The organism is Psychrobacter fjordensis (assembly GCF_904845995.1).
Lineage (GTDB): Bacteria > Pseudomonadota > Gammaproteobacteria > Pseudomonadales > Moraxellaceae > Psychrobacter > Psychrobacter fjordensis.
Genome location: NZ_CAJGYP010000001.1, coordinates 1,406,229 through 1,420,041, shown reverse-complemented (window position 1 = coordinate 1,420,041; position 13,813 = coordinate 1,406,229). Strand labels below are relative to the sequence as shown.

General features: G+C 42.8%; 13 protein-coding genes. 3 read left to right on the top strand and 10 right to left on the bottom strand.

Features of this window, described 5'->3' with window-relative positions:
• The first annotated feature begins 2 nt into the window (after window positions 1–2).
• Entirely contained in the window at window positions 3–1,721 is a 1,719-nt protein-coding gene (locus JMW61_RS05980; RefSeq protein ID WP_201549942.1) for an anthranilate synthase component I family protein, read from the top strand.
• Between the two features lie 257 nt (window positions 1,722–1,978).
• Here the strand turns inward: JMW61_RS05980 and JMW61_RS05975 are convergent, their stop codons facing one another.
• The 10 genes from JMW61_RS05975 to JMW61_RS05930 form a co-directional block, all read right to left on the bottom strand.
• Complete coding sequence (locus JMW61_RS05975; protein ID WP_201549941.1) at window positions 1,979–2,584, bottom strand: prolyl hydroxylase family protein; 606 nt, start codon at window positions 2,582–2,584, stop codon at window positions 1,979–1,981.
• Window positions 2,585–3,706 (bottom strand): histidinol-phosphate transaminase, encoded by a 1,122-nt coding sequence (gene hisC, locus JMW61_RS05970; RefSeq protein ID WP_201549940.1) that lies wholly within the window; start codon window positions 3,704–3,706, stop codon window positions 2,585–2,587.
• 74 nt (window positions 3,707–3,780) lie between these two features.
• Window positions 3,781–5,076 carry a histidinol dehydrogenase gene (gene hisD, locus JMW61_RS05965; protein WP_201549939.1) on the bottom strand — a complete coding sequence of 432 codons (1,296 nt, stop codon included), beginning with the start codon at window positions 5,074–5,076 and terminating at the stop codon, window positions 3,781–3,783.
• Between the two features lie 216 nt (window positions 5,077–5,292).
• Window positions 5,293–5,988, bottom strand: a complete 696-nt coding sequence (gene hisG / locus JMW61_RS05960) for an ATP phosphoribosyltransferase (protein WP_201549938.1) — start codon at window positions 5,986–5,988, stop codon at window positions 5,293–5,295.
• A 131-nt stretch (window positions 5,989–6,119) separates the two neighbouring features.
• Window positions 6,120–7,388, bottom strand: a complete 1,269-nt coding sequence (gene murA / locus JMW61_RS05955) for a UDP-N-acetylglucosamine 1-carboxyvinyltransferase (RefSeq protein WP_201549937.1) — start codon at window positions 7,386–7,388, stop codon at window positions 6,120–6,122.
• Window positions 7,389–7,491: 103 nt separating this feature from the next.
• On the bottom strand, window positions 7,492–7,737 hold the full coding sequence (locus JMW61_RS05950) for a BolA family protein (RefSeq protein WP_455233762.1): 246 nt from the start codon (window positions 7,735–7,737) through the stop codon (window positions 7,492–7,494).
• A 267-nt stretch (window positions 7,738–8,004) separates the two neighbouring features.
• Complete coding sequence (locus tag JMW61_RS05945; protein ID WP_201549935.1) at window positions 8,005–8,484, bottom strand: hypothetical protein; 480 nt, start codon at window positions 8,482–8,484, stop codon at window positions 8,005–8,007.
• 339 nt (window positions 8,485–8,823) lie between these two features.
• Window positions 8,824–9,834, bottom strand: a complete 1,011-nt coding sequence (locus JMW61_RS05940; RefSeq protein ID WP_201549934.1) for an alpha/beta hydrolase — start codon at window positions 9,832–9,834, stop codon at window positions 8,824–8,826.
• A gap of 283 nt (window positions 9,835–10,117) precedes the next feature.
• Window positions 10,118–10,933, bottom strand: a complete 816-nt coding sequence (locus tag JMW61_RS05935) for a BON domain-containing protein (RefSeq protein ID WP_201549933.1) — start codon at window positions 10,931–10,933, stop codon at window positions 10,118–10,120.
• A gap of 200 nt (window positions 10,934–11,133) precedes the next feature.
• Window positions 11,134–11,619 carry a YraN family protein gene (locus JMW61_RS05930; RefSeq protein ID WP_197135167.1) on the bottom strand — a complete coding sequence of 162 codons (486 nt, stop codon included), beginning with the start codon at window positions 11,617–11,619 and terminating at the stop codon, window positions 11,134–11,136.
• 148 nt (window positions 11,620–11,767) lie between these two features.
• Here JMW61_RS05930 and rsmI point away from each other — a divergent pair, with 148 nt between their 5' ends.
• Window positions 11,768–12,727 carry a 16S rRNA (cytidine(1402)-2'-O)-methyltransferase gene (rsmI, locus tag JMW61_RS05925; protein WP_201549932.1) on the top strand — a complete coding sequence of 320 codons (960 nt, stop codon included), beginning with the start codon at window positions 11,768–11,770 and terminating at the stop codon, window positions 12,725–12,727.
• A gap of 51 nt (window positions 12,728–12,778) precedes the next feature.
• Window positions 12,779–13,798, top strand: coding sequence for an adenosine kinase (locus JMW61_RS05920; protein WP_201549931.1), 1,020 nt, complete (start codon window positions 12,779–12,781; stop codon window positions 13,796–13,798).
• The last annotated feature ends 15 nt before the right edge of the window (window positions 13,799–13,813 follow it).

Below are 13,813 nucleotides of genomic sequence, written 5' to 3'. Positions count from 1 at the left end.
CGATGCACGAAAAAAATCACAAGACTACTGAGAAGACTGATTCTGCCCTATCGCCAGCTACTAATCCTAGCTGGCGTTTTGGTGAGCTGCCTGCCGCAGAATTAATGCCGCATTTACAGCGTTATCTGCTAGCACAAGATGCTAAAGCAAATTGGCAGCTGGTTTGGCTAAATAACGATGGACGGCCTGTTATTGGCTTACTTCCTAAAATGAGCTGGTCTGTCTATTTTAATACTACTAATAATCAATTACCTGATACGCCACTGGCTACTTATAAAGTTATTCGACAGTGCCGTGATATTGAAACGACTAACGATGCTGATAATAGTAATGCCACAACAACGGCCTATATGAGCTATGCGGAATGGCAAAACAGCTTAACGACTTATAGTCAAGCTTATGAGACTAATGATTATGACAGAACATCGACAACTGATATCCATGAAAACCCTAAGTACCATCATGGCCTAATAGGTTTTATCGGTTATGACATTGCGGCTCATGAGCTAAGTCCAGCTGCCAATATTGAACTGGCAGCACAGCCTTGTGCGGTATTGGGTCATTACGATATTTATCTGTCACCTAAAGAAAATAGCAAAACTGGTTGGCAGTTAACTGTTAATACAACATCTAACAGCTCAGATAAAACTATTGATGATGAGTTGAGCGATAAAGCTGTCGTAGCGCTTATCTCATATCTAGACAGACTAGATAAAACGTTGTCTGACACATGTCTGAGTCAAAAATACCTTGAATCATCAAAACCTGCTCCTTTAATATTGCAAGCACGATGGGGCAAGCATGATTATCAGCAAGCATTTGACCGCACTCAGGACTATCTGAAACAAGGCGACTGCTATCAAATCAATCTGACGCAAGAATGGCATGGTCAGCTCTCTCATAAGGCAAGCAATGTCCAATCGACATCTAATTTGATTGATTATTTGCCTATGCTATATCGTAATACTCAGGCGCCCTTTGCAGGATACTTGTCAGTTAATAGCATGAATGACAGTCTAAACGCTCCTGATATACTTACGAATTCGTTTGAATTATTAAGCTGCTCACCTGAACTGTTTTTTACCTTCAAAAAAAATACCAACACTGGCAAACATCACATCATTACTAAACCTATCAAAGGTACGATGCCGCGTGGTGCAACGAGCGAACAAGACAACCGCTATAAAAACCAACTCAGTGATAGTGAAAAAGATCGTGCTGAAAATGTCATGATTGTCGATTTATTGCGTAACGATTTGGGCAAATATGCCAAAATTGGTAGCGTAAAAGTACCACAGTTATTTGCAATAGAAAGCTTTAGCAATGTACATCACATGGTCAGCACTATCACTGCTGAGCTCAAAGAAAATACCCATCCGTTGGCAGTATTGTTTGGCAGTTTGCCCGCAGGTTCCATCACTGGCACACCAAAAAAACGTGCTGTTGAGATTATCGCTGAATTAGAGACAACACCGCGTGGCGCGTATTGTGGCACCATGGGCTATATGAATTTTGATGGCAGTGGTCAATGGAATGTACTGATTCGTACGCTGCAAGCCAACGCTTCATCACATAACGATTTGAATAGAGAAAAACACATCAGCTTATGGGCTGGAGGTGGTATTACTATCGCTTCTGACTGCGATGCTGAATACCAAGAATGTTTGGATAAAGTGGGTAATTTGCTATCAGTTCTTGCCCAAGAGAATCTGAGAAAATAGAATGATAGTCAGAAAACCACTAAATGGCTCCAGCGTTACCCTCCCTAAATGTACTACTTGTACAATCTTCGGTCGGCTGCCTTGTATCCACTTTAGACTTCTTTGACTATAGATATTGTTTTAAGAAGTAAAAAATAAAGACTGCTCAACACAATGTTGGCAGGCTTTACTTTTATTATTCGGTATTAATACAACAGGGACGATTAGTCAATCCACAGCAACTTCAGTATCAGCATGTAATGTTATTAAATCATTTATTAAAGACATATTGCTCGATACATGACATCCGTTCGTAACACATATTTAACACCTGATATCACTGGTGCACCTTCATGAAGCTGTAGATGTGCAAACAATAATGCTTGGCCTTTTTTCGGTGTAACAATATAAGTTGGCGTATCATTATTATACCAACCACCTTGCCATTGATAAAATTTTGTCTCGCCACCTTCGAAGTCGTCATTCAAATAAAACAATAGCGTTAAGAAGCTTTTATGAAACTTACCTTGCTCATAAGCACCATCAAAGTGTGGTTTGAACGTTTGGCCTTCGCCATAACGATAATAACGAAAACGCTCATTCAGCCCCGACAACTCCCATAAACCTTCATCCCATGTTTTTGGCAAATAACACGCTACTTGGTCAAAGAGTTCTTTTGCTAAGTCAGCATCATCAAATATGATACGGTCATTATTTCGGACACTCGTATCTGTTCGAAACTGATCGTTGCCGACCGTAATTTGTGCCTGTTCATACTGCTGCACTTCACTTTTTTCAATGAGTTTCTCACATTCCAGCTCATTGAAAACGTGATCAATAGTACAAATCAATGGTCGATTACGAATCACATTCAGATTTTTCATCTATATGCTCATCGCTCGCAGCGTAGTTAATGCATTGATCAAACGCTCATTCTGCTCTGCAGTACCAACCGTAATACGCAAATAATCATTGATGCGCGGTTTGTCAAAATGACGAACAATAATGCCTTGCTCACGTAACGCACTGGCCACAGCACTCGCGTTGCCCTCTTTTGGACGCACAAATACAAAGTTGGCATGTGACGGCAGCACTTTATAATCCAAGGCTACTAGATCTGCTGTGATTGACTCACGCAGGTCAATAACCTGCTGACGCGTTTGCTCAAAATATTCAACATCTAAAACACTGGCAGTCGCACCCGCTTGCGCTAACTTGTCTAATGGATAGCTATTAAAGCTGTTTTTCATACGGGTCAATGCTTCAATCAATGAGGCATTACCGAAGGCCATACCGACACGCAATCCAGCGAGCGAGCGAGACTTTGAAAAAGTCTGCGTCACAAGAATATTGTCATAATCATTGATTAAGCTTATGGCTGAGACAGTAGTATCTGAGCTATCCGCTTCTATCTGTGCAAAGTCAATATAAGCTTCATCAATCACGATCACTGAATTAGAATGCTCACTCGCTAATTTGCTGATATCCGCAAGTGATAGTAGCAATCCAGTTGGGGCATTAGGATTGGCGATAATGATACCGCTACAGGGCTGACGATACGCATCTGGGCTGATACTAAAATCAGCATCTAAGGCGATTTGTACCAGCTCGATACCAAAGGTATGCGCGTATACCGGATAGAAACTATAACTAATATCAGGTGCTAAAACAGGACGCTCTTTTAGGAAAAAGCTGGCAAACACCAATGCCAATACTTCATCTGAGCCATTACCGACGAATACTTGATTGACATCGAGGTTATATAATCCTGCCAATGCACTACGTAACTCATCAGACTCAGGTGCTGGATACAAGCGCAAATCATCTGCTTGACGCTCCAACACTTTAGCGATGGCTTCCCCTACTTTTGGAGAAGGTGGAAATGGGTTTTCATTGGTGTTTAATTTGCATAAATTGTCGTGTTGCGGCTGCTCACCTGGTGTATAAGGTGACAAATTTCGTGCTTTAGATGACCAAAGTCTCGTGTCTATCTTTAATTCACTCATAAGTTATCCTACTATTAGCCACAAAAATTATTAAAAAAGATGACAAAATTAAATTTTACAGTATTCAAAATATATTACTGATAACGATAACGAGCTGAGCGCGCATGGGCATCTAAGTCCTCACGCTGCGCTAAAATATCTGCTGTTTCGGCCAACGGCTTACTGCCTGCTTCACTACAATAAATAATAGATGATTTCTTTTGGAAGTCATAGACACCCAGCGGTGAAGAAAAGCGAGCCGTGCCTGAAGTTGGTAACACATGGTTAGGACCTGCACAGTAGTCACCAATCGCTTCAGGAGTATGACGACCCATAAAGATCGCGCCAGCGTGACGAATGTCATTGAGCAGCTCATCAGGATTATCTACTGACAACTCTAAATGCTCAGGTGCCACCCGATTAATCACGGCAATACCTTCCTGACGGTCTTTAACTAAGATAAGCGCGCCACGGTTTTGCAATGAATCACGAGCGATATCAGCTTTTGGTAATTCTGCCAATGCTTTTTCGATCTCAGCCGCAACTTCAGCTAGCTGCTCTTCACTGGTCGTCACAAAAATAGCTTGGGCAATACGGTCATGCTCAGCTTGTGACAATAAATCCATCGCCAACCAATCTGCACGATCTTGCGCTTCACCCTCTGCATAAACCAATACTTCAGAGGGACCCGCAATCATATCGATGCCGACTTGACCGAATACTGCACGTTTGGCGGCTGCCACATACTTATTGCCCGGCCCCGTAATTTTATCCACTGCTGGAATCGTCGCGGTGCCATAGGCCAATGCGGCCACAGCTTGTGCGCCACCAATAGTAAAGACACGATCAACCTGTGCCAAATGCGCTGCTGCCAATACCAATGGGTTTAGTACACCTTTGGGTGCTGGCACGACCATGATGACTTCGGCGACGCCTGCTACTTTGGCAGGAATGGCGTTCATCAGTACTGACGATGGATAAGAGGCAAGTCCACCAGGGACATAGATACCCACACGATCAAGCGGTGTGACTTTTTGGCCTAGACGATTGCCTAGCTCATCTTCATATTGCCACGTCTCTTGTACTTGGCGTTCATGAAATGTCTGTACCCGTGTGGCCGCTGTCGTCAATGCCGTCTTGACGGTCTCATCAAGATTGGCAAATGCCTCAGCAAGTGATTCTTTGGATAGCTCTAGCTCTTGCATCGTCGTCGCTGGATGCTGATCAAATTGCTGAGTCAAGGCTAGCACCACACTATCGCCCTCATGGCGTACTTGCGCGATGATGTCATCAACGGTCTTCAACAAGTCGGCATCATTAACGGTTTCAAAAGCAAGCAGCTCTGTTAATTGACTGTCAAAATCGGCATCTTGAGTACTTAGTTGGCGCATGACCTAATCCTATGGCTGAAATTAATAATGTAATGGTAGCGTGTATTAAATATTAACAATAATTTGATGACTTATACATCAGATTATACTGGGCTTTTATTCTCTGACAAGCAAAGATGAAAAAACCAGTTTAGCACGCTATATCTATCATAGAGCACTAAACTGGTTTAAAAATTTGCATAACCATGCTTTATATTACCAATGATTGCCAGTGGCTTACGATGCACTAGCAATACTGTTTTTAAAGCTATCTAAAATCGGCTCAAGTAGCGCGAATTTACGCTTATAGCTGACTTGATTGACGATAAGACGAGATGAGACATCACAAATGTGATCACGAGCTTCAAGCCCATTCGCACGTAAGGTATTGCCAGTATCGACCACATCCACAATCAAATCGCCTAGGCCGACCAATGGGGCAAGTTCCATCGAGCCATATAGCTTAATCACATCGACTTGCTGACCTTGGCTTGCAAAGTAGGCACGTGCCACATTGACGTATTTGGTGGCGATACGTAGGCGGCGATTTGGCAGTGGCGCGTCTTTTACGCCAGCGGTCATCAGCTTACATTGAGCAATTTGCAAATCCAACAACTCATAAACATGATTGGCACCATGCTCAAGCAAGACGTCTTTACCTGCCACACCAAAATCAGCTGCACCGTGTTCTACATAAGTCGGCACATCGCTGGCACGCAAAATCAATACACGTACATTAGGATTTGAGGTTGGGAAAATAAGCTTGCGTGAGGCTTCAGGGTCTTCTAACAACTCAACACCAGCTGCGCGTAGCAGTGGCATGGTTTCTTCTAGAATACGGCCTTTTGATAACGCCAATGTTAAGCCTGAAAACTCATCGTTTACTTCGTTTAATACATCGCTGATTGGTAAGGCTTTGGTTGCTTCAGTCATAATGACATCGTATCCATGTACAGTTGACAGCCCCACTGAAAGGGACTTTTAGTTATATATTACTAAGCTTTTCGTGCTAACACCAATCACATCCGTAATGGATGGACTGATGCTGGATAAGCCAGTTAATATTAATCGTTAGTATTAGTACGTTCGATATTCACACCTAGCGCGCGCAATTTATTTTCAACGTCTTCGTAGCCACGATCAATATGGTAAATACGGTCGATTAAGCTTTCGCCTTCAGCAGTCGCCGCCGCCATGACCAATGACATAGAAGCACGCAAATCAGTCGCCATTACTGGTGCAGCAGTAAATTTTTCAACACCTTTTACCACAGCGGTATGACCATCAACCTGAATAGAGGCGCCTAAACGATTAAGCTCAGGAACATGCATATAGCGATTTTCAAAGATATTTTCGATAAAAGTACTCGTGCCATCCGCAAGACAGCTAATTGCCATCAATTGCGCCTGCATATCAGTCGGAAAACCTGGATGTGGTTGGGTGCGAATATCAACAGCCTTTGGACGACCCATCATCTGCGCACGAATCCAATCATCACCAGTAGTAATCACGGCGCCCATGGCTTCAAATTTTTCTAACACTGGTGTTAATAGTAATGCAGATGTATTTTTGGTCAATACATCACCGCGAGTCATCAACGCGCCAGCAAGGTAAGAACCTGTCTCGATACGATCTGGTACAACTGAATACTCACAACCATGTAAGCGTTCGACACCTTCAATGGTCATGACTGATGTACCTATACCGCTTATTTTAGCGCCCATCGCGACCAGCATATTGGCCAAATCAACCACTTCTGGCTCTAGAGCACAATTACCTAAAACGGTCGTCCCTTTGGCAAGTGCTGCTGCCATGATTACGTTTTCAGTACCGCCTACGGTAATCATATCAAATGAGAAGTTACAACCTATTAGCCTGCCACCTTTTGGTGCCTGTGCTATGACATAACCATTCTCTACGCTAATCGTAGCACCCATCGCCTCAAAAGCTTTTAGATGCTGATCGACAGGGCGTGAACCAATGGCACAACCGCCTGGCAATGACACTTCTGCTTCACCAAAACGTGCCAGCAATGGGCCTAATACCAAAATTGAGGCACGCATGGTTTTAACCAAATCATACGGTGCATAAAAATTATCGATATCTTTGGTATCGCACGTAACAGTATCGCCCTGTTTTTGGATTTTGATACCCATGCCGCCAATCAATTCAATCAATGTGCGCACATCTTGTAGCGATGGCACATTGTGTAATGTCGTTGGAGTCTCGGCTAATATCATAGCCGCAAGTAACGGCAACGCGGCATTTTTGGCGCCTGAGATAGTAACTTCCCCTGCGATACGACTACTACCAGTGATTAAAAATTGATCCATAGAAGTGACAACCTAGCGATGAGTGTAAAAAATGGTGAAAATTGAACTTATAACCAACCACCTAAATGGTTAGTTTAAAATGTTCAATCATATATATAATGGTTTAGCCTTTTGACTGGATATCCCATTCAGCAGGCGTTAATGCTTGAATATTGAGCGCATGAATATCGCCATTCGCAATCTTATCATTGACCAATGCATAAATTGCTTGTTGACGTTGAACGGCACGCTTGCCCTCAAAACTGGCATCAACCACACGCACATCAAACTTATTGCCTTGATTGGCTGCTTGAATAAAAGCGTCTGGAAAGTGAGTCTGTAAAAATGCAATCAAATCGTCAGCGTTCATGCTCATAAAATATCCTGTCTTATATAAATGGGTATTATTTGAATGGCAACATTATAACAAGAGTTTGAACATCTTACAGCACTGTCTGTGTATAAGCGCACATGACATATACATATCATCAATTTTACATAGACTGGATACAATATCAGGCGCTTTCAGCCTGCTGTCGCGCATCGGCTATAAGCACTGACTATAAATAGCACTGCCCAAACAGTCATCGTAATGGTTGCTTGGACGATAAAAGAGGCTAAATGATATACCAAAATTTTAACGTCTTTCCATTTGAGTAACTCGCCTTATGGTACGTTTTTCTATCAGGGTATCTGACTGACTCGCCAAGCTAAACTTAACATCAGATTGACTCAAGCTCTTTGGAATCTCAAGCTGTATGACGACTCTCGTCTTCATATTGCATCGTTCTGGTGTGCACCAATCTTGATTAACACCTTTTTCGATAATGTCATCCCATTTAATATCATAATTGTATTTTTTATTGACCTGCTCTAACTTTGGCACTATAACCTTGCTTAAATAAACAGGACGATCACTCTCTTTGAGCGCATTGTATTGACTCATCTCTGAATCAGTTAACGATATATTAGCAATAGGTTTTGAGCCAGGATTTTTTTTAATGATAATATCAATTCCTGGAACAGGATCATTGCCACCGATGGCAAATGCTAATGAAGGTACTGCTAACGTTAAGCTTAGTAGTGCAATCTTGAGTGGTCGCATAAATATAGTCATGATAATCGTCCTTTGGGTTCAGTGGGTGTTTCACCGCTTTAAACGTTGTCTTAGAACTTTTCGTTTTTACTATATATTCGATAATGTCTGTTTTCTATCATAAGGGAATAGCGCATTGAATTGACAGGTTTTATTATAGTATTAATAAATTCAACCGTTTTAAGACCACTAAATGTATTAATGTGCTAATTGATGACACGCCCTACACAATAAAAATCCCCAACGAGCGCTATGCCAGTTGAGGATTTATTTTTTGATACTTAAGCAATGTCACTTATAAACAGTGGTACTTGTAAATAGTGATACTAACCTTTTGTAGAGTTATAGTCAGAGAATGAGCTATTTCAGCTCTTTATCCAAATATGTCAGCACTTGCGAGCGCACATCGTTCAACCAACGCAATGGTGGTGCCATCGCACCGATACTAGTGGCATGGCTTGCGCCTTCGATAACACCGTTTTCAACTCTTGCGCCATAATTTTTAAGTGCTTTGGTCATATTAATGGTATTGGTATCATAGACAATCTTGTCATTTTCAGCAGTCAATAATAGATAAGGTGGCTGCTCACCTTTTAACTGTCTGTCGGGCATGACTTGGTCAGGAGTAGCATCAGCAGGAAAAGCAGTGGCGCTATCAAACTTCCTAAAATCATAACTATAAGGACCTGCGATGCCAACAACTGCTTTGATATCTTTTGGTTTGATACCATAAGGTGCTAAAAAGTCTTCATTAGACACTGCTGCTACAGCATTAAACGCACCAGCCGATTGTCCCATGACAGCCATACGCTGAGGATCTGCATGCAGGCTTTTGGCATTGTCATAGCTCCATGCAATCGCTTTTGCCGTATCTTTTACATAATCAGGATATGGGTGTTCGGGTGCCTTCCGATAGTTAATCACTGCGGTCACGTAGCCTGCTCGCGCCAGACTCTTACCAACGAAAGCATAGTCTTCTTTGGTACCGTTTTCCCATGATCCACCATAGACGAACACGACCATCGGATAAGTATCGTTAATCGCGGTCTGGGCTTTCATTGCTTGTGCCAAAGGCTTGGGATAATAAATATCTAAATCTTGTGAGGGCTCATCACCGTAGAGGATGTCTTTACTAACGCCAACACCACCACTCGATGTAATGCCATTGACGATAGCTAGCGGGGATACAGCTTGTGCACTCTGTGATGCTAGCGTGATACCACCTATTGCTAGCACTGCGGTTAATCCCGCACCTGTAAATTTGAGCGTGCGTGGCTTTTTATAAGACGCTTTGCTATTAGAGGCTTGTTCATTGAATGTATTGCTATGGCTGTTTGCGCTCTGTTGTGCGTGTTTCTCTAAATTCTTCATTTACCAGTATCCCTCTTATATTTATAAACAATGATGAGCACTATCACAGCCTCTTTATAAAATATCATTCACTAAAATTACCATTATTTATTAAGAGTACCATTTATTATTTGGCGGGCTGTTATATTGCTGACTGTCTATATATTACTGGTTCACTAAGGATTTATCGTGTTTTTCCTGTTAGTACTGTTTAGTCTTCTTGTCATTAAAATCCAATCACTTAACAGCCATCACTTATCTATCTGATTCATAAATTCTGATTCGTAAATAATGGCGATGGCTACTACTGTCCCTGATACAGATCGATATAAGGACTAGACTGTGGCTGCTCACCTGTTGTGCCCTCTTCTGTCACTATAACTGGCGTTGCTGTACGAGTACTATCAATGTTAGCAACAGCGCCTTCAACGACTGGCACTGAATCAGCATTGCCCAAATTGTTGTCAGTCATAATGTCGTCTTCGTTTATCTTCACCCCTCTATCGTCTACAACCGTCGTAAGCAATACCAGTTCCGTCACACCGACCGTAGTGTTGGCAATATCAATGAGATTACTCTGTTGAGTGGGGGTCATACGTCCCATAATATAAACCACACCGTTATCGCTCACTGCCTTAATCTGTGAAGAACTAACACCATCACTAGCGGCCACTTTTGCTAACAGTTTGGAAGTGATATAACCATCCTGCACGGTAGAGCTATAACCTTTTGAGGCACTGACGTTCAATTCGTTATAAACGCGGCGTACATCAGGCATAGAGCTGACGACTTTTTCTATTTCTGTTTTGATGGCTTCAGTAGGTACTTCACCTGTCAATAGCACTTCACTGTTGAAGCTATCAATGTCCATACGGCTGGTTTGTTGTAGATTTTCTTGTAAGCCATAGACGTTGATTTTGGCAGTGTGTTCGATACTGCGATCAAGCAGACGCTGCGGAATAGTGCGCTCTGTCATCGGCACGCCATACGTGCCTTCTGTGCTATTGGTCAGGTAGTTGGTCGTGCAGCCAGTAACAGCGATACTCGACAGCAATATCATGCCAATCGCTGTACGATGTGATGAGCCAAAAATAGCAGTGCGCAGATGCATCCGTGTCATGATTTACCTCTTAGAACATGATTGTGACAATTATATAAATTTAATGGGTTGAGCGATTTTTATCTAGCGGCTTTTAACATAGCTGCTTATAACAACTTGTAATACAGCTACTTATAACATAGCTACTTTACTGAATTTTTGCTGGTGGCGGTTATGTTTTTAGTAACGATAGTCTGATGCCCTACCGCTTCTATATATTGTCACCATGCATCTGCCACAAAGGCACCCTGAAACCATTCTGGTTGAATGTCTACCTGCTGGCTTGTTTGGCTTACATTGCTAGCCGTATTATAAGCAATCACATCAAACCGGCATTCATAATCGCTATATTCAGGATGCTGCTGCAAAAAATAGCGAGCGGTATTGATAACTTTGCGTTGCTTACTCGCTGTCACGCTAATGGCTGCATCGCCAAATTCTGACTGCTTGCGTTGGCGAACTTCGATGAATACCAACGTTGACCACGCCTGTCCTATTTCCATCATGACCAAATCTAGCTCGCCCACTTTTGGCTGCTGCCAATTTTGCGTAATCAGCCTTAATCCTTGTGCCAGTAAAAACTCACACGCGTGCTGCTCAAACAGGCTGCCTTGGCGCTGTTTTGGTGAAGTGAGTGTCAAAGGTTTATGGTTCGCCATGATGTCGATTGGTCTGGTTAACATTTCAGAATTATCATAGCACATCATGCTAAACTAACCACTTTCGCACGCCCTAGCTATGTCATTGATAGATATTTACTCACTCATTATTTGACTGAAAAATACAATAGATGATGATATGGGCAACCGTGCCACATTATATTTTCATTCCCGCTTTTAATACTCCGAGGTTTTCATGTCTAGCCCTACCGCGATGCCAGCTTGTCTATATATCGTTGCCACGCCGATTGGTAATATGAGCGATATGACGCCGCATGCAATTGATGTCCTAAAGCAAGTCGCCATCATTGCCTGTGAAGACACCCGTACCTCAGGTAAGCTGCTGTCACACTTTGGTATTGATACCAAAGGCAGCAAAACCGACGATGCAAAAACAGCATTTCCTAATCATAATGAAAACAGCGCTGTAGACGATACGGATACCACCTCAAAGCAAAAAGGCCACAATAAACTGTGGGCATATCATGAGCACAATAGCGCGATTCAAACACCAAAGATTATTGAGATGATTGAGCAAGGTTATTCGGTCGCTTTGATTAGCGATGCTGGCACGCCATTAGTCAGCGACCCAGGTTATCAATTGGTACAAGCAGCACATGCTGCTGGCGTCGCCGTATCCCCTATCGTTGGTGCCTCTGCTGCCATCGCTGCACTGTCAGTCGCAGGATTGCCATCAGATCGCTTTAGCTTTATTGGTTTTTTGCCAGCAAAAACACATGGTCGTCAAAAACAGCTCGCTACCCTAAACTCACGTACTGAGACGTTGATATTTTATGAAGCACCGCATCGTATTATCACTAGCTTAGAAGATATGGCAACGATATTTGGTGCAGATCGCGAAGTCGCGTTTTGCCGTGAATTAACCAAAACCTTTGAGACAGTACGTAAGAGTACACTTGGCGAGTTGGTGGAGTTTGTCAAAGCAGATGACAATCAACAACGCGGTGAAATAGTCGTAGTGGTCGCCGGCGTGAATGTCGCTCAGGATTCAGACGATATCATTATCCATGACAAATTATTGCAAAGACTGTTAGAGGATTTATCGGTCAAAAAAGCCGCGGCATTAGGCGCTGATATCACAGGCGTCAAAAAGAATGCGCTATATCAACGCCTACTTGAACTACAGGCTGAATAGCTTTTAAATATAAAAATGTGCGTTTATCACTTAATTGAGGAGAAGTAAGCAATGTACGATGTAATGGCGATAGGGAATGCGTTGGTTGATCACGAATATGTGCTGTCTGATGCAGCATTAGATGAGACAGAACTGACCAAAGGTCATATGACGCTGGCTGGTATCGAAGAACAACAACAATTACTCGCGTATTTTAAACTTGCTAACATTGACCCGTCAAAACAAGCAGGCGGTGGCTCAGCTGCTAATGCGATGTATACCTTTGCCAGTCTAGGTGGTAAGCCTTTTTATGCGTGCCGTGTCGGTGATGATGATCAAGGAGCGTTTTACCTCAGAGACTTGCACGAAGCAGGTGTCGCAACCTCTGATAAATCTATCCATGCAGGCGGTGTGACCGGCACATGTGTGGTTGCCGTCACCGAAGATGGCGAGCGTACCATGCAGACTTATCTTGGCACCTCAAGTGAGATTGTCGCCGACAATGTCGATTTTGATGCGTTGACGCAAGCAGACTGGCTATATCTAGAAGGATATCTGGCGATGTCTGAGAGCATCCAACCCGCGATGACTCAATTACGTCAACAAGCTGGTATTCATAATGCGAAAATCGCGGTGAGCTTTGCTGATCCTGCGGTGGTGCAATTTGCCAAAGACGGCTTACTCAATATGCTAGGCAATAAAGTTGGAGTAATATTCTGTAATAGCGAAGAAGCCAAGCTATTTACGGATAAAAAACAAGTCAAAGCCGCCGCACGTGCGCTACTTGAGTACTGTCACACAGCAGTAGTGACAGATGGCCCTAATGGTGCGACTATCGCCCATAAACTTGACGACAAATCAGAGATTGAAATTTATGAAGTTGCTACACCTGTGGTAGCAAACGTTATAGATACCAATGGTGCAGGTGATAACTATTCAGGTGCATTCTTGTATGCATTATCGCAGCATTATAGCTTGCCAGAATGTGGTCGACTTGCCAGCGAAATATCAGCACAAGTTATCCAGCAATTTGGACCAAGATTAGATTCACAAGATTATAGAGATATTGCTCAGCGTGTATTATCAGCGTGATATAAATAGACGTTT